This is a genomic window from Streptomyces prunicolor NBRC 13075 (genome assembly GCF_000367365.1).
In the GTDB taxonomy this organism is placed as follows: Bacteria; Actinomycetota; Actinomycetes; order Streptomycetales; family Streptomycetaceae; genus Streptomyces; species Streptomyces prunicolor.
On the sequence record NZ_BARF01000059.1, the window covers coordinates 106,595 to 129,379 of the forward strand.

General features: G+C 70.8%; 16 protein-coding genes. 9 read left to right on the plus strand and 7 right to left on the minus strand.

Features of this window, described 5'->3' with window-relative positions:
• Positions 1–36 precede the first annotated feature (36 nt).
• The 3 genes from glgX to SPR02S_RS26660 are packed head-to-tail and all read left to right on the plus strand — an operon-like array spanning position 37 to position 5,546.
• The gene (gene glgX / locus SPR02S_RS26650; RefSeq protein WP_019060064.1) at positions 37–2,175 is read left to right on the plus strand and encodes a glycogen debranching protein GlgX; all 2,139 of its coding nucleotides are present in this window, start codon (positions 37–39) and stop codon (positions 2,173–2,175) included.
• Between the two features lies 1 nt (position 2,176).
• A complete protein-coding gene (locus SPR02S_RS26655) occupies positions 2,177–4,336 on the plus strand; it encodes an AGE family epimerase/isomerase (protein WP_019060065.1) in 2,160 nt (719 codons plus the stop codon).
• Between the two features lie 31 nt (positions 4,337–4,367).
• Positions 4,368–5,546: an IS701 family transposase gene (locus tag SPR02S_RS26660; protein ID WP_019060066.1), complete on the plus strand. Its 1,179-nt coding sequence runs from the start codon at positions 4,368–4,370 to the stop codon at positions 5,544–5,546.
• A 55-nt stretch (positions 5,547–5,601) separates the two neighbouring features.
• Here the strand turns inward: SPR02S_RS26660 and SPR02S_RS26665 are convergent, their stop codons facing one another.
• Positions 5,602–7,284 carry an ABC transporter family substrate-binding protein gene (locus SPR02S_RS26665; RefSeq protein ID WP_245607621.1) on the minus strand — a complete coding sequence of 561 codons (1,683 nt, stop codon included), beginning with the start codon at positions 7,282–7,284 and terminating at the stop codon, positions 5,602–5,604.
• Positions 7,285–7,396: 112 nt separating this feature from the next.
• On the opposite strand from SPR02S_RS26665, the gene SPR02S_RS26670 reads away from it, so the two are divergent.
• From SPR02S_RS26670 to SPR02S_RS26680, 3 genes are read left to right on the plus strand one after another with little or no spacing between them, the layout of a single operon-like run.
• The gene (locus SPR02S_RS26670) at positions 7,397–8,380 is read left to right on the plus strand and encodes an ABC transporter permease (protein WP_019060068.1); all 984 of its coding nucleotides are present in this window, start codon (positions 7,397–7,399) and stop codon (positions 8,378–8,380) included.
• A gap of 47 nt (positions 8,381–8,427) precedes the next feature.
• Positions 8,428–9,282, plus strand: coding sequence for an ABC transporter permease (locus SPR02S_RS26675; protein ID WP_019060069.1), 855 nt, complete (start codon positions 8,428–8,430; stop codon positions 9,280–9,282).
• Entirely contained in the window at positions 9,279–11,570 is a 2,292-nt protein-coding gene (locus tag SPR02S_RS26680) for a dipeptide ABC transporter ATP-binding protein (protein WP_019060070.1), read from the plus strand. Before SPR02S_RS26675 ends, SPR02S_RS26680 begins: the two co-directional genes overlap by 4 nt.
• A 34-nt stretch (positions 11,571–11,604) precedes the next feature.
• Here the strand turns inward: SPR02S_RS26680 and SPR02S_RS63270 are convergent, their stop codons facing one another.
• Positions 11,605–11,757 (minus strand): hypothetical protein, encoded by a 153-nt coding sequence (locus tag SPR02S_RS63270; protein WP_158697264.1) that lies wholly within the window; start codon positions 11,755–11,757, stop codon positions 11,605–11,607.
• A 277-nt stretch (positions 11,758–12,034) separates the two neighbouring features.
• On the opposite strand from SPR02S_RS63270, the gene SPR02S_RS26685 reads away from it, so the two are divergent.
• Positions 12,035–13,390: a helix-turn-helix domain-containing protein gene (locus tag SPR02S_RS26685; RefSeq protein ID WP_019060071.1), complete on the plus strand. Its 1,356-nt coding sequence runs from the start codon at positions 12,035–12,037 to the stop codon at positions 13,388–13,390.
• A gap of 397 nt (positions 13,391–13,787) precedes the next feature.
• Here SPR02S_RS26685 and SPR02S_RS26690 read toward each other — a convergent pair whose 3' ends face one another.
• Genes SPR02S_RS26690 through SPR02S_RS26710 form a run of 5 tightly spaced genes read right to left on the minus strand, consistent with a single transcriptional unit; the run spans position 13,788 to position 20,379 of the window.
• A complete protein-coding gene (locus SPR02S_RS26690) occupies positions 13,788–15,209 on the minus strand; it encodes a maltokinase N-terminal cap-like domain-containing protein (protein ID WP_019060072.1) in 1,422 nt (473 codons plus the stop codon).
• A complete protein-coding gene (locus tag SPR02S_RS26695) occupies positions 15,206–17,194 on the minus strand; it encodes an alpha-1,4-glucan--maltose-1-phosphate maltosyltransferase (RefSeq protein ID WP_019060073.1) in 1,989 nt (662 codons plus the stop codon). Before SPR02S_RS26695 ends, SPR02S_RS26690 begins: the two co-directional genes overlap by 4 nt.
• A 27-nt stretch (positions 17,195–17,221) precedes the next feature.
• The gene (locus tag SPR02S_RS26700) at positions 17,222–17,815 is read right to left on the minus strand and encodes a DJ-1/PfpI family protein (RefSeq protein WP_019060074.1); all 594 of its coding nucleotides are present in this window, start codon (positions 17,813–17,815) and stop codon (positions 17,222–17,224) included.
• 5 nt (positions 17,816–17,820) lie between these two features.
• Entirely contained in the window at positions 17,821–19,497 is a 1,677-nt protein-coding gene (locus tag SPR02S_RS26705; RefSeq protein ID WP_019060075.1) for a thiamine pyrophosphate-binding protein, read from the minus strand.
• A 42-nt stretch (positions 19,498–19,539) separates the two neighbouring features.
• Positions 19,540–20,379 (minus strand): type 1 glutamine amidotransferase domain-containing protein, encoded by an 840-nt coding sequence (locus SPR02S_RS26710; protein WP_019060076.1) that lies wholly within the window; start codon positions 20,377–20,379, stop codon positions 19,540–19,542.
• 318 nt (positions 20,380–20,697) lie between these two features.
• Here SPR02S_RS26710 and SPR02S_RS26715 point away from each other — a divergent pair, with 318 nt between their 5' ends.
• A complete protein-coding gene (locus SPR02S_RS26715) occupies positions 20,698–21,111 on the plus strand; it encodes a nuclear transport factor 2 family protein (RefSeq protein ID WP_019060077.1) in 414 nt (137 codons plus the stop codon).
• Between the two features lie 24 nt (positions 21,112–21,135).
• The gene (locus SPR02S_RS26720) at positions 21,136–22,785 is read left to right on the plus strand and encodes a GMC family oxidoreductase (RefSeq protein WP_019060078.1); all 1,650 of its coding nucleotides are present in this window, start codon (positions 21,136–21,138) and stop codon (positions 22,783–22,785) included.

Below are 22,785 nucleotides of genomic sequence, written 5' to 3' on the forward strand. Positions count from 1 at the left end.
CCGACGGACTCTGCGACCGATGCCATGACAGAACAGATGACCTTACGCCCCGACCAGGCCACCGGTTCCTCCACCGGCGGCCGTCCCTCCGACGTCACCCCCGGGCGGCCACAGCCGCTGGGCCCCACCGTCGACGCCGACGGTGTCAACTTCTCGCTCTTCTCCGAACACGCCACGCGGGTCGACCTGTTGCTCTTCGAGCACTGCGACAGCCCGCAGCCCTACCGCACCATCACCCTGCTGCCCGACCGCCACCGCAGCTTCCACTTCTGGCACTGCCACGTCAGCGGGATCGGCGCCGGACAGGTCTACGCGTTCCGCATCGACGGACCGCGCGACAACGGCGAGTTGGGCACCCGGTTCGACCACCGCAAGGTGCTGATCGACCCGTACGCGCGCGCCAACATCAACGGCCGCTGGGAGCGCACCCACGCCATCGGCCCCGGCGACAACGTCGCGAGCTGCATGCGCAGCCTGGTGGTCGACCTCGACGACTACGACTGGGAGGGCGACACCCCGCTGCGCACCCCGATGGCGGAGACCGTCGTCTACGAGATGCACGTGCGCGGTCTGACCGCGTCGCCGACCTCGGACGCCGAGCGGCCCGGCACCTTCTCCGCCGTCATCGACAAGATCCCGCACCTGCGTGAACTCGGCGTCACCGCAGTGGAGTTGCTGCCGGTCTTCGACTTCGACGAGACCCAGGTCCTGCGCACCGGACCCGACGGCACCCCGCGCCGCAACTACTGGGGCTACGACCCCTACGGCTTCTTCGCCCCGCACACCGGCTACTGCTCCAGCCCCCATCTCGCCACGCACATCACCGAGTTCCGCGACATGGTGAAGGCGTTCCACCAGGCGGGCATCGAGGTCATCCTCGACGTGGTCTTCAACCACACCAGCGAGGGCAACGAGTTCGGGCCGACGATCAGTTTCCGGGGCGCGGCCAACGAGGCGTACTACCACCTGTGGCCGCAGGACCGCTCGCACTACATGGACTTCACCGGGTGCGGCAACGCCGTCAACGCCAACCATCCGATGGTCACCAAGTTCATCGTGGAGAGCCTCGAGTACTGGGTGACCGAGCACCACATCGACGGCTTCCGCTTCGACCTCGCCTCCGAACTCTCCCGCGGCCCGCTCGGCTACGAGATGGCGGTGCCGCCGGCCCTGTGGGCGATCGAGCTGTCGCAGGTGCTGGCCGAGACGAAGATCATCGCGGAACCGTGGGACGGCGGCGGCCTTTATCAGGTCGGCCGGTTCCCGGGGAAGCGCTGGGCGCAGTGGAACGGTCCATTCAGGGACGACGTACGGCGGTTCGTGCGCGGTGACGCGGGGATGGTCGGCGAGGTCGCGTCCCGGCTCGGCGGCTCGGCCGACCTGTTCGCAGCGCAGGGTGAACTCCCCACGAACAGCATCAACTTCATCACCTGCCACGACGGCTTCACCCTCAACGACCTGGTCAGCTACAACTCCAAGCACAACCACTCCAACGGCGAGGCCAACGCCGACGGCGCCGACGAGAACTACAGCTGGAACTGCGGTGTCGAGGGCCCCACCGACGACGTCGACGTCGAGTGCCTGCGGGTACGGCAGATCAAGAACCTGCTGTCCCTGCTGATGCTCAGCCGCGGGGTGCCGATGCTGCTGGCCGGCGACGAGTTCCGCAACAGCCAGGGCGGCAACAACAACGGCTACTGCCAGGACAGTCCGGTCTCCTGGCTCGACTGGAACCAGGCCAGGAAGGAGAAGGAGACCACCGGCTTCACCCGGCGCGTCATCCAGCTCCGCAAGCGCTACCGCGCCCTGCGCGAACCGCAGTTCTTCTCCGAACGCCTCAACTCCCGCTCCCAGCCCGACATCACCTGGCACGGCACCCGGCTCCACCAACCCGGCTGGGACGACCCCAACGCCCGGGTGCTGGCCTGCACGTACGGCGGCTTCGACGGTGACCCCGACCTGCATCTGATCCTCAACATGTACCACCTGGGCCTCGACTTCGAGCTGCCCGAGATCCCCGGTCACCGCTGGCACCGCGTGCTCGACACGGCCCGCCCCGGCCCCGACGACGTCCTGCCGCCCGGAAAAGAGGAGCTGGTCGACAGTCCGACCCACCACGCCCAGGGCCGCAGCGTCGTCCTGCTGGCGGCTCTGCCCGACGAGAAGGGCATCTGAGATGACTACCCCTGCCCAACGCCGCATCCAATCCGACACCCTCGCGGGCTACGTCACGTACTACAGCCCGACCGGCCGCCGCTTCGGCCTGCGCACCTCCGACGAACGGGAGTTCACGGTCCACCTGGCGTCCAACGCCGTCTCGCGCATCGTCCGCAACCTCGGCGACGACTACCGCGACACCACCGCCGACACCGTCGACATGCTGGCCGAGGGCCGGTTCGTCTTCGCGTACGGCATCCTCTACGAGTGGGAGGGCGGCTCCCGCTTCGACGCGAAGGAGATCACCTTCCCGGAGGAGACCCGCGGCCAGTACGTCTTCGAGCACCCGAACTGGTGGGTCCAACAGGCCACCGCCATCGCCGACTTCTATCTGCGCGGCCAGTTCTCCGACGGGGTGTACGACTGGCGCGGGTTCCGCACCCACCTCACGCTCAGCGGCACCCATCTGCCGGACTTCGCCGACGGGGACGTGCGCCAGGAGACGGACACCATCTCCCGGCTCGTCTACGGCCTGTCCACCGCGTATCTGCTGACCGGCAAGGACCGCTTCCTGGAGGCGGCCGAGGCCGGCACCCTGTACCTGCGCGAGCACATGCGCGTCGACGACCAGGCCGACGGCATCACCTACTGGTACCACGGCATCGACATCACCTCGTCCGGTCATCGCCCGGTGTTCGCCTCGGAGTTCGGCGACGACTTCGACGCGATCCCGATGTACGAGCAGATCTACGCGCTGGCCGGTCCCACCCAGACGTTCCGCATCACCGGCGACCCGCGGATCCTGGAGGACATCGACCGGACGTCCGCGCTGTTCCAGAAGTACTTCCGCGACCCCGTGCGCGGCGGGTTCTTCTCGCACCTCGACCCGATCACGCTGGACCCGAACGCCGACTCGCTGGGCCGCAACCGGGCCCGCAAGAACTGGAACTCGGTCGGCGACCACGCCCCGGCGTATCTGATCAACGCCTATCTGGCGACGGGCCGTTCGGACTTCGCGGCGCTCCTTGAGGAGACCGCGGACACCATCGTGGAGCGGTTCCCCGACGAGCCGAACAGCCCGTTCGTGCAGGAGCGGTTCCACGCGGACTGGAGTCCGGACCGGACCTGGGGCTGGCAGCAGGACCGGGCGGTGGTCGGGCACAACCTGAAGATCGCCTGGAACCTGACCCGCATCAAGGCCCTGTTCGACAAGCCCGAGTACGCGACGACCGCCGAGCACATCGCCGAGATCATGCCGGCGGTGGGCAGCGACGGGCTGCGCGGCGGCTGGCTGGACGTGGTCGAGCGGCAGCCCGACCCGGACAGCGGCATCCACCGCATGGTGTGGCACGACCGCAAGGCCTGGTGGCAGCAGGAGCAGGCGATCCTCGCCTATCTGATCCTGGCCGGCACCACCGGCGACCCGGAGCAACTGCGGCTGGGGCGCGAGGCGGCGGCGTTCTACAACGCCTTCTTCCTCGACTACCAGGACGGCGGCGTCTACTTCAACGTCCTCGCCAGCGGCATCCCGTACCTGCTGGGCACCGAGCGGCTCAAGGGCAGCCACGCCATGGCCGGCTACCACGCCCTGGAGCTGTGCTACCTCGCCGCCACCTACACCGGGCTGCTGCTCAGCAACGACCCGATCACCCTGCACTTCAAGCCCCGCCCGGAGGACCTCCCGGACCAGGTGCTGCGCGTGGCGCCCGATCTGCTGCCGGCCGGCACGGTGGAGCTGACCCGGGTGTGGGTCGACGACCAGCCGTACCAGAACTTCGACGGCAAGGCCCTCACCGTCCGGCTGCCGCGCGGCGACGAACCGGTCCGGGTCCGGGTCGAGTTGGAGCCGGCCACGATGCGGCTGCGGATGCGCACCTCGTTCGACGGCGGCACCGCGCACGTCGTCTGCCACGGGGTGATCGACGCGGCCGAACTGGGCAAGTTCCGGCGGATCTTGGCCGAGGTCATGGCGGCGACCCCGCGCCGGGTGGAGTTCCATCTGTGCGAGGTCGGGGGCATGTGCCGACCGGCCATCAACGAGCTGCTGTTCCAGCGCACCAAGGCGGGCCTGGACGTCGACTTCGTCATCGTGGGCTGTGCGCTGCCGGACGTGGCGGACGCGTTGCTCGCGACGGACGCCTTCCTGCTGGCTGGGGGTGACGAGTGCAACCATGACTGAACTCGCGACCTTCACCCTCCCATTACCCCCGATGCGCGCCCCGGGGGCACCGCCGGGCACCTCCGCCGGTCTCCCCGCCTACTGCCGTGACCTGTTCGGCGACTTCACCCGTGCCGACCAGCGACGCTGGGGCGAGGTGTATGTGCGCGGGCTGCTGGACGTACCCGGGCGCAAGACGCCCGCCCGGATCTCCGAGCAGGTGCTCGGCAGGCGGGCCGTGCAGCAGATCCAGCAGTTCGTGAACCAGAGTCCGTGGGCGTCCGCTCCCGTACGGGGACGGCTCGCCCGGCAGGTGGTGCGGGCCTCGCGTGCCGAGGCCTGGTCCATCGACGAGGTCGTCTTCGCCAAGAACGGCGACCGCTCGGTGGGCGTGGCCCGGCAGTACGCGGCCTCGCGGGAGCGGACGGTGAACTGCCAACTGGCCCTGGCCGCCTCGCTGGTGGGGCAGGCCGGCGGGGTCCCGGTGAACTGGCGGCTGATGCTGCCGGCCCGCTGGGACCGCGACGAACGGCTGCGCGTCCAGGCCCATGTACCGGTCCAAGAACGCTGCCGGCCACGCTGGAGCTACGTCCTGGAAGCACTCGACGAGATGCTCGACGAGTGGTCCCTGGAACCGCTGCCGGTACTGGCCGACTGGCGCTGCGAGAGCGACCCCGACCCGCTGCTCCGCGGCCTTGAGGCACGGGGCCTCGGCTATCTCGTGCAGGCCGCGCCGCACACCCCGGTGCTGCTGCCCCGACGGCAGGCCACCACCCCCGGGATGCGCGGCACGCTCGCCGAACTCGCCGGACACGCGGCCCGGCACGGTGAGCGCACCTCGGTCACCTGGCACGACCCGGTGACCGAACGCATGCGGCACTCGGAGTTCGTGACAGGACCGGTCCTGCTCCGCGCGGACCCGGCCACCGGTGCGGTCCCCCGTCCACGGCTGCTCCTCGCGGACTGGCCCTACGGCCGCCCCCGGCCGCGCGCCTACTGGCTGACGAACCTCCCGGCCCGCCGGCTCGCGGAGATCGTGCCGCTGGCGCAGCTGCGCAGGTTCGCCGATCAGGCGCTGGGCCGGATGCACGAGGAGTTCGGGCTCGGCGACTTCGAGGGCCGGTCCTTCCGCGGCTGGCACCACCATGTGACGCTGGCCTCGGCCGCGTTCGGCTACGACATGGTGCGCCAGCAGGCCGACGAGAGAGCGCTGACCCGGACGCGTGCCTGAACACACCCGCCGCGTGGGCCCCGTACGGATCCGTCCGTACGGGGCCTTCGCACGCTCACTTCTGCCAGCCGACCCGGCTGAAGTCGATGTCGCCGAGTCCCGGCACCCCGTAGTTCGCCAACCCCTTGCGGACGGCGAGGATTTGAGGCCGCTGATACAGCTCGATGTCGTGGCCGAGCTTCCAGATCTCGGCGTCCGCCCGCTCGTAGAGCTTCTTGGCGGCCTGTTCGTCGAGGGTGCCGACGGCCTGGGCGAGGAGCTTGTCCACCTCGGCCGAGCCGACCCCGCCGTAGTTCTGGAAGGCCTGCCCCTTCTCGGGGCGGCGGTAGATGGCGTACGCGGAACTGGGGTAAGTCAGGCCGGTGAAGCGGAAGATGGCGAGGTCGAAGTTGCCCTTCTCCAAGTACTGCGGCGCGTACGCGGAGGCGGGCACCTGTTGGATGACGACCTGGAAGCCGACCTGGGCAAGCATGTGCTGGACGAGTTGGGCGAGGTCTTCGCCGAGCCGGTTGGTGCCCTCGCTGAGCACGAAGCGGAGGGTGAGGCTGTGGCCGTCCTTGACACGTGTCCTGCCGTCGCCGGGGCTCTTCCAGCCCGCGGCGTCCAGGGCGCGTTCGGCGGCCTCGGGGTCGTAACTGCCGTACGGGCGGGAGTTGTCGGTGTATCCGGGCTGGTTGGTCATGAAGAAGTGGTTGCCGAGCAGTGGCACCTTCACCGGGAGGCCCTCGGCGGCGACGTCGGCCAACGCCGTTCGGTCGACGGCCTGTTGGACCGCATTGCGCACCGACCGGTCGGCCAGTGCGCCGCCCGCGCCGTTGAGGGTGATGTGCACCTCGTCCCACGCGGAGCCGATACGGAGGTCGCTGTCGCGCGCCTTCTCCAACTGGGCATAGGCCTCGCTGGTGGCCGCGTTGACCGCGTCGACCTCGCCGTTCAGGAAGGCCTGGAGAGCGGCGTCGGCGTCGAGGACCCGGAAGACGATCCGGTCGAGCCGGGGCCGGGTGCCCCACCATCGGGGGTCGGGCACGAAGGTGAGCGTCTGTGCCGTCTTGTCGACCGCTTCCAGCTTGAACGGGCCTGCCGTGATGGGCAGTTGGCCCTGCCAGCCGGAGTTGAAGCGCTGCGGGGTGTCATAGCCGGCGGCCGGGAAGAGCGGGGTGAACAGCCTGCGCCAGTCGGCGTACGGCTGCTTGAAGGTGACGCGGACCTCGTGCGGGCCGGCGCCCTGGCTGACGCTCGCGATGCGGTCGTAGCCGCTGGTGTCGGCGACCAGGTAACGCGGGTCGGAACCGTCCAGCGCGTGCCACTGGGCGGCGAAGTCCCGCCAACCCAGGGCCGTTCCGTCGGACCAGCGGGCCTTCGGGTTGAGCCGGTAGGTGACGACCTGGGGCGAGGTACCGGTGACGGACGCGGCGAGAAGGTACTCGGGGACCGCGTGCGGGACGCCCTTGACGTCTCGGGTGAAGAGCCGGGGCTCGGTCATGCTGTCGACGGTCCACACGTCGTCCAACGCGCCGTCGACGTGGTCGAAGTTGAACTGCGTGACCATCTGCGCGATCGGCAGGGTCAGCGTCCCGCCCGCGCGAAGGGCGCCTGTGGGTCGGGAGTTGATGTCGGAGGTGCCGTACGTCGGCAGGGCCGGGTGCCGGTCGGGGGCCGGGGAACCGGAACAGGCGGCCACGAGGAGGGTGAGTACGCAGGCCACCGCCCAGGCGGACCAGACCCGTAATCGCTGCACCTAACGGCCCTCCCAGTGCGGACGAACCGTCAACTGCCCGAACTGTCCCGCGAATTGCGGAGCCGGAGCTTAACATCACGATGTGTCACCCACATGAAGCGGAACGAGTTCCATGCTCTCCCTGATCCTCAGGCGCCTGGTCCACTGCACGATCCTCTTCCTCTCCTCCGTCGTCCTCACCTACGCCCTCGCCTCGACGGCGCTCGATCCGCGCGCCTACTTCGAGGGCCGGCAGCCGCCTCCGCCCAGCCGGGTCGTCGACGCCGAGCTGGCCCGGCTGGGCATGGACGACCGCGCCCCGCTGCCGGAACGCTTCGCGCACTGGGCGGACCGGGCGGTCCACGGCGACCTGGGCCGGACCATCGACGGCGAGTCCGTGAACGCCGAGTTCAGCCGCCGGGTCGGGGTTTCGGTGCGACTGCTTCTTGTGGGCACGGTGGCGGGCACGGCGGTCGGGGTGCTGGCCGGGGTGTGGGCGGCGGTCCGGCGCGGCGGGCTGGGCGACCGGGCGCTGACGGTGTTCTCGTTCGCGGTGCTGTGCGTGCCCACGTTCGTGCTGGCGCTGCTGCTGAAGACCGGGGCGCTGGCGGTCAACCGGGCCGCCGGCAGCACTGTCATCCTCTACACCGGCGAGCACACACCGGGACTACAGGGCGGCTGGCCCGTCCAACTCCGGGACACCGCCGCCCACTTGCTCCTCCCGGCGATCTGCGTGGCGCTCCCGGCGATCGCCGCGTACAGCCGCTACCAGCGGGCCGCCACCCTCGACGTGCTCGGCGCCGACCATCTGCGCACCGCGCAGGCCAAGGGGCTCACCCCGGGGCGCGCGCTGCTGCGGCACGGGCTGCGGATCTCGCTCGTCCCGGTGTCGGTGTTCTTCTCCTTCGGGGTGCTGACCCTGTTCACCGGGGCGGTGTTCACCGAGGAGATCTTCGGCTGGCCCGGCATGGGCAGTTGGCTCGTGGACTCGGTACAGAAGGGCGACGTCAACTCGGTGGTGGCGATCGACCTGTTCGCCGCGGCCGTCGTCCTGCTCGCCGGGCTGCTGGCCGATGTCGTGCACGCGCTCCTCGACCCTCGGGTACGGCAGCCGTGACGGGCGTCGACGGTCGAGGAGGCCGGGGCTGGACGGTGCTGCGGCGAATGGTGCGGCGGCCCGGGGCGTTGTGCGGACTCGCGGTCCTGCTGTCGCTGTTCGCGCTGGCCTTCGTGGGGCCGTTCGTCAGCCCGTGGACGCATACGGACGTCGACTACACGGCGCTGCGGCAACCGCCGGACGTACGGCACTGGATGGGCACGAACCGGATCGGGCAGGACGTGTTCGCGCAGGTGGTGCGGGGGCTGCAGAAGTCGCTGCTGATCGGGTTGCTGGTGGCCCTGTTCTCCACCGTGCTGGCAGCGGCGGTGGGTGCCTGCGCCGGCTACTTCGGCGGTTGGACGGACCGGGTGCTGATGTTCGTCGTGGACCTCATGCTCGTCCTCCCGGGTCTCCTCGTGCTGGTGGTGGTCGCGCCGAGGCTGCGGGAGTGGGGCTGGATCGCGCTGGTCGGGCTGCTGGCGCTGCTGGGCTGGATGGTCACGGCGCGGGCGGTACGCGGTATGACGCTGTCTCTGAAGGAGCGTCAATTCGTGGTGGTGGCAAGGCTGATGGGAGTCTCCCCGCCGCGGATCATCTGGCGGCATGTGCTGCCGCACACCGCGTCGTTCCTCATCACGGACGCGACGATCGCCGTGGGCGGGGCGGTGATCAGCGAGACCGGGCTTTCGTACTTCGGGCTGGGCGTCCAGCCGCCGGACGTCTCCCTCGGCACGCTGATCGCGGACGCGACGGACGTGGCCCTGGTGTATCCGTGGATGTTCTTCTTCCCCACGGGACTGCTGATCGCGTTCGTGCTGGCCGTCAACCTGGTCGGCGGCGCCCTGCGGGACGCGCTGGATCCGACGACGGCGGACTCGACCACGCCGACCCGCACCGCCCTGTCGGGGACGTCCCGGTGAACGCCGTCCTGGAGGTCCGCGATCTGACGGTCACGCTCGGCACCTCGCCCGTGGTGCGCGGCGTCGACCTCACCCTCCGACGCGGTGAAGTCCTGGGCCTGGTGGGCGAGTCGGGCACCGGCAAGACACTCACGGCACTCGCCCTGATGGGGCTCGCACCGGCGGATGCCCGGGTGGGCGGTTCGGTGCGCCTCCTGGGCGAGGAGCTACTCGGCCTCCCGGTAAGGGAGTTGGCGCGGATCCGCGGTCGCCGCATCGCGATGGTCTTCCAGGACCCGCTGCACGCCTTCACCCCGGTGCAGCGGATCGGCGACCAGATCGCGGAGGCGCTGCGCATCCACCAACACCCGCGCCCACGCCGAGAGTTAGCGCAGCGCCGGGCGGTGGAACTGCTGGACTTCGTCGGGGTGCCGAGGCCGGGGTGGGCGGAGCGCGCGTACCCCCACCAGTTGTCCGGCGGGATGCGTCAACGCGCGATGATCGCGATGGCGATGGCCAACAGCCCCGACGTCCTGATCGCGGACGAGCCCACCAGCGCGCTCGATGTCACCGTCCAGGCACAGGTGTTGGAGGCTCTGGCCGACGTGCGGAGGGAGACCGGCGCGGCCCTCCTCCTGGTCACCCACGACCTGGGGGTGGTCGCGCGCACGGCGGACCGGGTGGCCGTCCTGTACGCGGGCCGCATCGTGGAGACGGGCCCGGTCGAGGCGGTCCTGACCCGCCCCCGCATGCCGTACACCCTCGGCCTGGTCGGCTCGGTGCCCCGCCCCGACGCCCGCTCCCCCCTCACCCCGATCCCGGGCACGGCCCCCGCTCCGGGCAGCGCGGGCCCGGGCTGCGCCTTCGCTCCGCGCTGCCCCCTCGCCGAGCCGGACTGCGTCACCTCGGACATCCGACTCCTGGGCGTGGACAGCCCGTCCAGGGCCGGCCTCGCGGGTTTCGCCGCCCACGAAGCGGCTTGCCGCCGGGTTCGGTTGGTGTCGCAGCGGACGGCGGTGGAACTGTTTCCGCCGGGCGGGGAGGCGGGAGGGGAAGCGAAAGGGCACGTGCCGGGCGAGGAGCTGTCGGGGAGCCTCATCGCACCGCCCACACCCCGCCACGGAACCCCGGGGTCATGGGCACGCCCCACTCCAGCCGTCCCTGGTCCCCCGCGCCCCACTCTCTCCCTCCCCCCATCGACCTCGCCCGCTCCTCCCACCTCGCCCTCCCCCGAACTCGTCCTACGGGTCACCGGGTTGGCCAAGTCCTACGTCCCGCCCACCGGCCGCCGCCGTCGCGAGCGCGCGGTGATCGCCGTAGAAGAGGTCGACCTGGAAGTAAGCCGCGGTGAGACCCTCGCGCTCGTCGGTGAGTCCGGTGCCGGGAAGTCCACCGCGCTCATGGAGATTCTGTCGCTCACCGCTCCCGAGGCGGGCGTCGTGGAGATCCTCGGGCAGGATGTCGCGCGGCTGACGCGGCGTACCGCGCGGTTGCTGCGCGGGGCGGTGCAGATCGTGCCGCAGGATCCCATGTCGAGTCTCGATCCGCGGATGCCGGTCGGTGACATCGTTGCCGAGCCGCTGTACGCGCGGCGGGTGCCACGGGACGTCGTAGCGGCGCGGGTGCCGCGGTTGCTCGGGCAGGTGGGGCTGGAGGCGGGGGACGCGGAGCGGTATCCGCATCAGTTCTCCGGGGGGCAGCGGCAGCGGGTCGCGATCGCGCGGGCGCTGGCCGTCGAGCCCGCGTTGCTGCTGCTCGACGAACCGGTGTCCGCGTTGGACGTGTCCGTGCAGGCGCAGATTCTGGATCTGTTGCTGCGGCTGAAGAGGGAGTTGGGGCCGGCCTACCTGCTGGTGTCGCACGACCTCGCCGTGGTGCGGCAGATCGCCGACCGGGTGTCGGTGATGTACGCGGGGCGGACCGTGGAGACGGGGCCCGTGGACGAGGTGTTCGACGCGCCCCGGCACCCGTACGCGCGGGCCCTCCTGTCGGCCGTCCCGCTGCCGGACCCGGTCGCGGAGCGCGCCCGGCGTCGGATCGTGCTGCCGGGCGAGCCCCCGTCCGGGGTGCCGGTCACGGCGGGGTGCCGGTTCCTGGCCCGTTGTCCGGTCGCCGCGCTGCTCGCGCCGGGGCGGCGTACGCGGTGTGAGACCGAGATTCCGCGGGCCACTCAGGTCACCGTCGCCGGCACGCACACCGTGGCCTGTCACTTCCCGCACGGCGGAATGCCCTGGCAGCACATACGAACGGACCGGGGGACGTCCGGCCGGCCGTGGAACCAGCCGCCGGACCGTCCACCGGTCCACTGAGCCTGAAGTGCCGTTCGTCCGTACGGGCGTCGCCTCAGCAGCAGGCACCGCTCGCACCGCTGGACTGTGCGATGCCTTCGCGCAGGGGATGGGTGGTGGCACCCGATCCGTTCAACCAGAGTCCGCTCGTCACAAGTCCACCGACGAAGACGACGATTGCTATGAGCGTGAATACTTTGATGCTCATGAAAATCTCCTCTCCGAGCATTTACGGATGACGCGTTGACAAGATGAGTCAACAAGAACTTACTCAATCAGTCAAGTACTAATCTAGCAAAAGACGATCTCGAAAAGTGGAATGCCCTTACCCATATGAAATCTGAATTGGTGTCAATTCAAAAAATGCCAGCCCAGACCACTTCGCGCCAGCGAATCGATCATGCCAACTCCATTGGATCGTCGGCGACTTACTGGTAACGTTGATCTGTCATCCCGGTGGTCATAGCCACCTCCAAGGAGCCCACATGGACCCCCTCGAAAACACGACGACGACAGGGCTGGGCGAGCGCATCCGGCTGCTGCGCGGCAAACGTGGCCTCAAGCAGCAGGATCTGGCGTCCAGCGAGATATCGGCGAGCTACATCTCCTTGATCGAATCCGGCAAGCGCGCCCCCTCGGAATCCGTGCTGGCCGCGCTCGCGGAGCGCCTCGGCTGTTCCGCGGAGTACCTGCGCAGCGGCCGGGACGACCACGAGCTGGAAGAGGCACGGCTGCGGCTGGCCTTCGGCGAGATGGCTTTGCGCAACGGCAGCAACGGCGAGGCACTGCAAACCCTCAGCGAACTGCTGACCAGGCCCAGCCTCCTGGACGTCTCCATGACCCGGCGCGCCCGCATGGGCCAGGCCTCCGCGCTGGAGAAGCTCGACCGCACCGAGGCCGCCATCGCGGTCCTGGAAGAGCTCTACCGCGACCCCGACCTGGCCCCGGGTTCCACCGAGTGGTGCCAGACGGCGGTCGCCCTGTGCCGCTGCTACCGCGACGCCGGCGACATCACGCTCAGCATCGAGATCGGCGAGCGCGCCATGTCCCGGCTGGACGCCCTCGGCCTGGACGTGACGGTCGACCACGTCCAGCTCGGCGCCACGCTCATGGCGTCGTACCACATGCGCGGTGACCTGACCCGGGCCCAGCTGATGGGCGGCAAGCTGCTCGACGCCGCCGAGAAGCAGGGCGCCCGGGCCGCGCGGGGTGCCGTGTACTGGAACGCGGGGCTGGTGGCCCGCTCCCGCGGCCAGCTGAACGAGGCCATGGCCCTGGTGGAGCGGGCGCTCGCGCTCATGTCCGAGGACGACAACCTGCGCCACCTCGCCATGCTCAAGATGAACTACGGCTCACTCCTCCTCCAGGTCGACGAGCCCGAACCTGCGCGCGGCAAGCAGCTGTTGGAGGAGGCGCAGCAGCTCCTGGCCGAGGTGGGCAACGCACCGGAGCTGGCCCAGTGCGAGATCGGTCTCGCCGACGCGGACGCGATGCTCGGGCAGTGGGACGAGGCCGCGGCGCACGCCGAGCGCGCTCTCGGGCTGACCGGCACCGAGTCCCGCATCCAGGCGGTCGGCGCCCGGGGAACGCTCGCCGAGATCCAGCTGATGCGCGGCAACTTCGACCAGGCCGCGCAGTATCTCCAGGCCGCCACCCGGCAGTTGCGCCAGTTCCGCCCCTCCCACCAGGTGGCCCTCAACTGGCGTTACCTGGGCGACCTGTGGAAGCGGCAGGGCAACACGGCGGAGGCCCTCAAGGCGTACGACCGGGCCCTGTCCGCGGCCGGCATGGCACCGCACCGCGACCCCAGCCAGATCTTCACCGAGCACCACCGTTCCTGAGCTCCCGGCCGTATTCCCGAATCCGCCCGAGTTCCCCACCGTCCAAGTGGAGTTCGGCTCGCGAGCGGCACCGCGTAATGGCATGGACCATTGGCCGTCGTGCCTGGTAAAGGCATGGACCATTCGACGTCGAACGGCCCGATGGGGCAGCCGACCCGGTTCCGTTTCCGGCTGGATCCGAGCCCCGCGAACCCCCCGCCTGGACGGGTGTCCGGGCCGGGGGGTTCGTCATGTCTCCGTTCGACGGGTGCCGACGACGGAACCGGTCGTCGCCCGGAGGCCACCCGAATTCCGTTCCCTTTCCGCCGCCGGAATTCTCGCCGTGCGCTCCGACGGAATTCCCCTCTTCGGCCCGCGTGTTCAATTCCCGGTAGGCGAAGGGGAATTCGGCACGCGGTCAGCGGGAGGTGTTCGCCAAGCGGTGCACGGCCGCGAGCGGGATCGGCAGCCGGTCCGGGCGGAGCCGGGACTCGTACACCGCCTCGTATACGGCCTTGTCCGCCTCGAAGGCGCGCAGCACCACGGGCCGGCAGTTCGGGTCCTCCCGCCCGGCCGCCGCGTAACCCTCGATGAACGCACGCCGGTTGCGCACCGCCCACGCGGACGCCCGCCGTCGCCGACGCAGCCGCCGCGCGGGCGAGCCGCCCTCGGGATCGGCGGACTCCAGGGTGGCGAGGCCGGTGCGGGCCGCGTAGTCGAAGGAGCGCAGCATGCCGGCGACATCCCGCAACACCGGCTGCGGCAGGGCGCGTTCGGCGGCGGAGCGGGCCGGTTCGCCCTCGAAGTCGACGATCCGCCAGCCGTCGGCCGCGCGCAACGCCTGCCCCAGGTGCAGATCGCCGTGGGTGCGCTGGGCGAAGACGGGGTTGCCGCGCCCGGCGACCCGGGCGTAGTCGTCGAAGAGCGCGCCGATCCGGGTGGTGTAGCGGGCCAGCGCCGGTACCTCCTCGGCGGCTTCCTTGAGCCGCATGTTCATCCCCGCCGCCTCCTCCGCCACGTCCTGCGCGGTGAGCCGGTTGCGGCCGAACGCCTTGTCCAGCGCGCCGTGCACCTCGGCGACGGCCCGGCCCAGGCTGCGGGCGTGCGGGGTGAATCCGCCGCTCGTCGGTACGCCGCGGCGCGCGTCGTCCATGCAGTCGCTCGCGTGCCGTACCGCCTCCTCCCAGCCGTCCCGGGCATCGGGCAGGAACTCCTCGACGAGGCCGAGCACCAGGCCCTCGGCGCCGGGGGCGTCGCTGTGCAGGGCGCCGTAGAGGCGGGGGGTGCGGGCGCAGTGCTCCCGGGTGAGGGCGTGCAGGGCCTCGACCTCGGTGTGCGGGCCGGGTTCGGGGCGGCGGAAGATCTTGAGGAGGATCTGGCCGCCGTACGCCACCGCCGTGTTGCTCATCTCGCCGTCGAGCGGGTGGGGCACGAGGCCGACGGGGAGCGGATAACGGCCGGTGCGTTCGAGACGAGGACCGGGGCCCGCGCCGCCACCCGCGAGCGTCCGCAGCAGCAGTCCGAGGAGGGCGCCGTCGGCGAGGGCGTCATAGACCCGCCAGCCCTGCCAGGGGCCGGCCGGGACGGTGGTGATCGCGGCGGGTTCGAGGCGGGCGGGGAGCTCGGGCCGTAGGCCGAGGAGGAGTTGGTAGTGCAGGACCTGTCCGTCGGGGCGGTGGGCCGCGACCACGGCGTGCAGCAGCAGGGGCGGTTCGTCGCCGAGCGCGGAGGCCGCGCGGGTTTCGAGGCGGGCCCCGATGAAGCGGGAGTCGAACCAGCGGCGTCCCTCCAGCCAAGGTCCGAGGGCCGGGAGCAGGGGTTCGAGGATGCCGTCGCTCATGATCCCTCCGCGGGTGTGAGCATGTGCGCGACCTGGTGGGCCGGGTCGAGGCGTACGTAGGTGGACTCGCCCCAGGCGTAGGTCTCCCCGGTGAGTTCGTCGCGCAGCTTGAGCGTGCCGTCGGCAGATAGGCCCAGGGCGGTCGGGTCGCAGGTGACGGTGGCCTCGTGGGCGTGGTGCGGGTCGAGGTTGACGATCACGAGCACCAAGTCGGCCCCGCCGTCCGGCAGTTCGACGTGTTTGGTGTACGCGAGGATCTGGTCGTTGTCCGTGCTCTGGAGGCGCAGGTTGCGCAACTCCTGGAGGGCCGGGTGCAGTCGGCGGAGCCGGTTGAGATGGGTGATCAGCGGGGTGATGGTGCGGCCCTCCGCCTCCGCAAGTGCCCAGTCCCGGGGCCTGAGTTGGTACTTCTCCGAGGCGAGGTAGTCCTCGGTGCCCTCCGCCAGCGGGGTGTTCTCGCAGAGTTCGTAGCCGGCGTAGACGCCCCAGCTCGGCGCGGCGGTCGCGGCGAGCACGGCGCGGACCTCGAAGGCGGGTCTGCCGCCGTGCTGGAGGTAGGCGTGCAGGATGTCGGGGGTGTTCACGAACAGGTTGGGGCGCATGAAGTCCGCGCTGTCCTGGGCGAGTTCGGGCAGGTAGGCGGTCAGCTCCTCCTTGGTGTTCTTCCAGGTGAAGTAGGTGTACGACTGCTGGAAGCCGGCCTGCGCCAGCGCGTGCACCATCGCCCGCCGGGTGAACGCCTCGGCCAGGAACAGCACATCGGGGTCGGTGGCGTTCAGCTCCGCGATCAACCACTCCCAGAACTGCACCGGTTTGGTGTGCGGGTTGTCCACCCGGAAGATCCGCACACCCAGGTCCATCCAGTGCCGCACGATCCGCAGCGCCTCGGCGTACAGGCCCTCCGGGTCGCCGTCGAAGTCGAGTTGGTGGATGTCCTCGTACGTCTTCGGCGGGTTCTCGGCGTAGGCAATGGAGCCGTCGGCGCGGTGGTGGAACCACTCGGGGTGCTCGGTGAGCCAGGGGTGGTCCGGTGAGCACTGGAGGGCGAGGTCCAGGGCGACTTCGAGGCCCAACTCCCGTGCTGTGGCCACGAAGTGGCGGAAGTCGTCCTCGGTGCCGAGGTCGGGGTGGATCGCGTCGTGGCCGCCGTGCCGGGAACCGATCGCCCAGGGCGAGCCGACGTCGTCGGGGCCCGCGTGGAGCGTGTTGTTCGCGCCCTTGCGGTGGGTGGTGCCGATGGGGTGGACGGGTGGGAGGTAGACGACGTCGAAGCCCATCGCGGCGACGGCGGGCAGCCGCTCGGCGGCACTCCGCAGCGTGCCGCCGGTCGGGCGGCTGCCCGCCTGGACCACCGCTCCCTCCGAGCGCGGGAACAGTTCGTACCAGGAGCCGACGAGGGCGCGCCGTCGTTCGACGCGCAGCGGCAGGGGCCGGGAGGCGGTGACGAGGTCACGCAGCGCGTAGCGCCCCAGGGCGGCCGTCACCCGGGGGGTGGTGACGGCGGACAGCCGGGCCGGAGGGGGGCCCAGGGTGTCGCGGAGCGCGGCCACGGCCGCGGAGACCGCCTCCCGGCGGTCCGATGAGGTGATGCCGAGTGCGGCCCGTTCGTGCAGCAACGCGCCCTCGGCCAGGGTGAGTTCGGTGTCGACGTCAGCCTCGATCTTGAGCGTGGCGTCGTGCCGCCAGCTCTCCAGCGGGTCGGCCCAGGCCTCGACGCGGAAGGTCCAGGGACCCTCCGTGTCGGGGACCACGGTGGCCTGCCAGCGGTCGGCGTCCTCGTCGACGAGGGTCATCGGGACCCGGTGGGCGGGCCGCCCCGCGGGGTCGTGCAGGACGACGTCCGCGGCGACGGCGCCGTGGCCCTCGCGGAAGACGGTGGCCGTGATGTCGAGGTGTTCTCCCGTCACAGCCTTGGCGGGCAACTCCCCGTCCCGCACGCGTGGTTGGACGTCGAGGACGGGGATGCGCCCGGTCACCGGTGTCATGGTCGACTCCTCCCCGCTCGGATCCCGTCAGCGCAGCCCGGTCGGGGCCGGCGTCCGGGCTGCGAGCAGGTCGATGATGGTCCGTGCGAAGAGGTGGCAGTGGTTGCCGGTGCGGCCGGTGACCAGGTCGTCGTGGATGACGACGTCCTGGTCGACGTACTCGCCGCCCATGTTCCGCAGGTCGCCCAGCAGGTTGTTGTGGACCACCGCGCGCCTGCCCTGCATCAGTCCCTGCACGGGTGCGGCGAGCCACATGCCGTGGCAGATGATGCCCTTGAGGATCGCCGGGTCGGCGAACGCGCGGCGCAGGAACTGGCTGGCGGGCGGGAGCAGTTGGGGGTCCTCGGTGAAGCGCAGCCGGTCGGCGACCATCCCGGAGGGGACGATGACCGCGGAGTACTCCTTCAGCGCGAACTCGTCGAGGTCCTCGAAGGACTCGGTGACCTCGAAGGGCATGCGGTGCTCATGGCCCTGGAAGGTCATCTGCTCGTTGCCCCACAGCCGGGACAGGAAGTGGATCTCGGCTCCCTCCTCGGGGAAGCGGTAGCGGTAGTAGAGGATCTCGGGCTCGTAGAAGTCGCTCTCCATCAGGACGGCGATCTTGTGACCGGACAGTCGCACGGCGGCTACCCCTTCCCCTTCGCGGTGACCAGGTCGATGAGGAACGGCCCGCGGTGCGCGAGCGCCTGCGCGACCGCCTCCTCCGCCTGCCCGGGCTTCTCGACCCGTACGGCGGCCACGCCGAGCGATCCGGCGAGGGAGACGAAGTCGACGGCCGGGCTGCTCAGGTCGAAGATCTCGGGCTGTTCGTGGGCGGGGATGTGCTGGTCCCGCCAGTACTCCTCGATGTTGTCCTCGAGGAGCTTGTAGCTGCCGTTGTTGCAGATGACGAACTTGGTGGGGAGGCCGTAGCGGGCCGCCGTCCACAGCGCCTGGAAGGTGTACATGCTGCCGCCGTCGCCGGTGAAGCCGACCACCGTGCGGTCGGGGTGGGCGAGTTGGGCGCCCAGCGCGCCGGGGATGCCGACGCCGAGGGAGCCGCCGCGGGTCTGCATCCACTGACCCGGCACGGTCGGCGCGAGCCGGCGGAAGAGCGCCGGGGACGCCGTCAGGGCCTCGTCGAAGAGGATCGCGTCCGCCGGCAGCCGGCGGGCGAACTCCTTGGCGAGGGCGATGGTGGGCAGTTCCGCGGCCTCGGCGGCGGCCTCGGCCCGCTCGTCCGCCTTGGCGAGGGCGGCCGAGCGCTGCGCGGCGTGCCGGCGCAGCCGCTCGACCGCCGCGGTCCGCCGCCCGAGGCCCATCTCCCGGCCCAGCGCGTCCGCGAGGAGACGCAGGGTGGCCTTCGGGTCGGCGACGATGCCGAGGTCGACGGGGTGGTTCTTGGCGATCGCGCCGGAGTCCAGGTCGATGTGCACGACCGGGACGCCCGCCCCGAAGACGCCGTCGAGCGCCGGGTACACCTCGGGCAGCGCGTAGGTGCCCACGATGAGGACACCGTCGGCCCCGCCGGTGATCTTCCGGCTCTGCTCGCCGAACATGTGGCCCAACTGCCCCGCGTAGGCGGGGTGTTCGACGGAGAGGTTGACCTCGGCCCAGTCCGCGCCGTACACGTCGGCGCCCCACACCTCGGCCAGCCGCCCCAACTCGGCCTGGGCGCCCGCGAAGTGGACACCGTCACCGGCGATGACGAGCGGTTTGCGGGCGTCGGCGAGCAGCGCCGCGGCCTTCGCCACGGTGTCCGGGGTCGGCAGGCTGCGGGTCTCCGGGTAGGACACGGGCGCCACCGGTTCGGCGGTCTCGTGGTCCATCACGTCGGCGGGCAGCACGACCAGCACCGGACCGTATGGCGGGGTCGCGGCGACCTTGAAGGCGCGGCGCAGCACCCGCAGCGTGGAGTCGGGATCGACCACGCGGGTGGCCCACTTGGTCACCGGCCTGGCCATGCCGACCAGGTCGGCGGCCATCTGCGCGTCCATGCTGTCGTAGCGCAGCCCGGACTCGCCGACCAGGGTGACGATCGGGGCGTGGCCGCGCATCGCCTGGTAAAGCATGCCGATGCCGTTGCCGAGCCCGACGCCGGAGTGGAGTTGCAGGACCGCCGGGGTGCGGGTGGCGCGTGCGTAGCCGTCCGCCATGCCGACGGCCGTGCACTCCTGGAGGGCCAGGATGTACTGGATCGAGGGGAAGGAGCGCAGTTCGTCGAGGAACCCCTGCTCGACCGTGCCGGGGTTGCCGAACATGAACCGGACCCCTTCGGCCTGCAGTTGTTCGAGCAGCGCGATCCGCGCGGGCCTGCTGTCCATCGTGTGCTCACCTCTCGTCGGAGCAAAGGGCGTCGGACGGCCTCAGGCGGTCGCCGTGAACCCCCACTGCCGCAGGCCCTCTTCGAGGACCTCGACGGTCTTCTGTCCGGTCAGGTAGGAGTCGGGCGTCGAACGGCCCGTGATGAACGGGTAGTCGACGATGACGGAGGTCGTCTTGCCGAAGTTCCCGTGGTACGCGCCGCCGGGTGCGGTGGCGTCGCGCAGGATGTACTCCAGCGGGTACGGGGGCGGCCCCATCACGAAGTCGGTGCCGAGGAAGCCGGTGCCGTCCTTGTAGTCGTACTCGATGCAGTGGCCGGTGACGTGCTTGCCGCGGATGAGGGAGACCCGGGTCTCCTGGTCGCGGGCGAAGGCGAGGCAGGCGACGCCGTAGCACTCGGCGGCGATCGGCCGGTCCAGTGCGTGGAAGGCGAGGATCAGGTCGTGGACGCGCCAGTTGTTGGCGAGGTCGACGATCGGTCCGCTGCCGCCGACGATCAGCAGCGCGTCGTAGCGGTCGGCGATCTGTGAACGCACCTGCTCCAGGCGGGTGTTGTAGGCCTCCCAGTCGCGCAGGAAGTACGGCTTGGACCGGTACGGCCGGTCGGGCAGCCAGGACGACAGGTCGAGGGGGTTGTCGAGCCGGTCCGAGGCCTCGACCTTCCGCACCTTGTCCGCGATCTCGGGCGTGGTGACGGACCGGCCGAGCGGCGGGTCGACGTACTCGGGGTCCATGCTCGGCGGCAGCGCGTGCGGGCGCTTGCCGGTCGCGGTGGCGAAGGTGAGGTGGTAGCCGGCCTGGTCGAAGGTCTCCAGGGGGCCGATCAACTCCTCACCCCAGTAACCGTATTCGGACAGGACGACCAGAATGCGCTTGCTCATGGGGTTCCTCCCGTTCGGCGGGACGGTGCCGACTGGCGGATTCCTGTGTACGTCCGTGGAGTTCGCGCCGGTCGGCGGCGGGGCCCGGGTCGCGGCACATCCTCAAGTGGCCGAACGCACTACGGCATGTCCTGGCCATCGATCTTCGACCGGTGAACTCGGGTGCGTCCGCCGGGAGTTGCCGCAGCTCTCGCGGCGACTTCGCACAGTGCGGCCGGTCCCCGTGCGCGAGCGGCCGGGGCGGGCGCGGTTGTGGGGTCATCGGTCGTGTGTCGCTTCCGGACCCCGGGAGCGGAACCCCGATGAGCGGAGACTTTCATGCCGAGCGAACAGACCGGCTCCGACCGGGAGATCGCCGCGTTCGTGCAGCGCTGGTACGACCTGCTGAGCGAGCACGCGCCGGTCGAGGAGCTGCTGCCCCTCGTCGCCGACAAGGGCCTGGTGATGGCCTTCCCGGAGCGGACCCTGTACGGCCACGCGGACTTCCTCGACTGGTACACGGCTGTCGGCGGGGCCTACACCGACCAGAGCCACACCGTCGAGGAGGTCACCTCCCACGAGGACGGCACCCGTATCGACGTCGACGTCACGGTGGTGTGGACCGCCAAGTCGACAGCGGACGGCACCGTCTCGTCCTTCCGGATCAACCAGAAGTGGCAGTTGGAACGTTCCACGCCGGGTGCCCGTCCGCTGATCGTCGACTACCGGGTCGGCGAGCCGGCCGCCATCTGATCCCCGTCACCTTTGGAGGCTGACATGCCGTCGAAGTCGGTGCCCTCAGGGGCCGATTACATCGTGGTGGGCGCCGGCTCGGCCGGCTGTGCGGTCGCGGCCCGGCTGAGCGAGGACCCGTCCGTGAGCGTGGTCCTGCTGGAGGCGGGCGGCTGGGACGAGCGCCCCGAGATCCACCGGGCCGACGCGGCCTCGGTCCTCTCGCTGCTCACCGCCGAGTGGCGGAGCGAGATCGACTGGGGCTACGTCACCGAGCCCGAGGCGGGCATGGAGGGCCGCCGTGTCCCCGTGGCCCGTGGCAAGGTCGTCGGCGGGTGCAGTTCCGTCAACGCCCTGATGTGGGTGCGCGGCAGCCGCCACGACTACACCCGCTGGGTCGCCGAGGGCGCCACCGGCTGGTCCTACGACGACGTCCTGCCGTTCTTCCGCCGGGCCGAGGACTACTCGGGCGGCGCCGACGCGTTCCGCGGCGCGGGCGGTCCCGTCCGGGTCCGGCAGCTCGACCGACCCGCCCCGATCGCCCGGGCGTTCGTGGAAGGTGCCGGTGAACTCGGCTACGCCACGGACACCGACGGTGACTACAACGGCGCCCGGCAGGAGGGCTTCGGCTTCCTATACCAGACGTTCCGCGACGACGCGGGCCACCGGTGCAGCACCGCCGACGCCTATCTGCGCCCGGCCTTGGACCGTTCCAACCTGACCGTGCTCACCGACACCCTGGTCACCCGGCTGCTGCTGGACGGGACGCGGGTCACGGGCATCGAGTACGTCCGGGACGGCGAACGGCGTCAGTTGCGCGCCGAGGGTGAAGTCGTCGTGTCCGCCGGGGCGTTCGAGACGCCGAAGCTGCTCATGCTGTCCGGGATCGGCCCGGCCGCGCACCTGCGGGAGCACGGCATCCGCTGCGTCCAGGATCTGCCGGGCGTCGGTGCCGGACTCCAGGACCACCTGTTCGCGCCGATCTGCTACCAGTCGCTCCAGGAGCACCCGGACGGGGCACTGCTGTCCGAGGCCGGGCTGTTCACCCACACCCGCGAGGCGGGCCCGGAGGACTCCCCCGACCTGCAGTTCACGTTCGGTCCCATCAAGTTCCTGCCGGCCGACGCCCCCGCCGACCAGTGGGAGGGGCCCGGCTTCACCTTCGCGCCGATCGCGCTGCGCCCGCAGAGCCGGGGCCGGATACGGCTGCGCGACGCCGACCCCCGGTCCAACGCCGTCGTCAGCGCCGGCTACCTCACCTCCACGGCCGACCTCGACGTCCTCGTGCACGGGGTGCGACTGGCCCGCGAGTTGGCGGCCACCCGGGCCTTCGACCCGTTCCGCGGCGACGAGTTGGGCCCCGGAAAGGACATCACCGGGCCCGAGGAGCTGCGCGGGTACGTCGCCGCGAACGCGACCACCCTGTGGCACCCGGCCGCCACCTGCCGGATGGGCACGGGCGCGGACGCCGTCACGGACCCGGAGCTGCGCGTGCACGGCATCGCGGGGCTCCGGATCGCGGACGCGTCGGTCATGCCGTCGATCACCGCGGGCAACACGCACGCGCCCAGCGTCATGATCGGCGAGCGTGCGGCGGCGTTCGTCCGCGAGGCCGCCGTCCCGTCCCGGTCCGCTCCTTCGGAGTCCGTGCCGTCTCTCTCCCAACCGTCCCTGTCCGACGTCCACTTGAGCTAG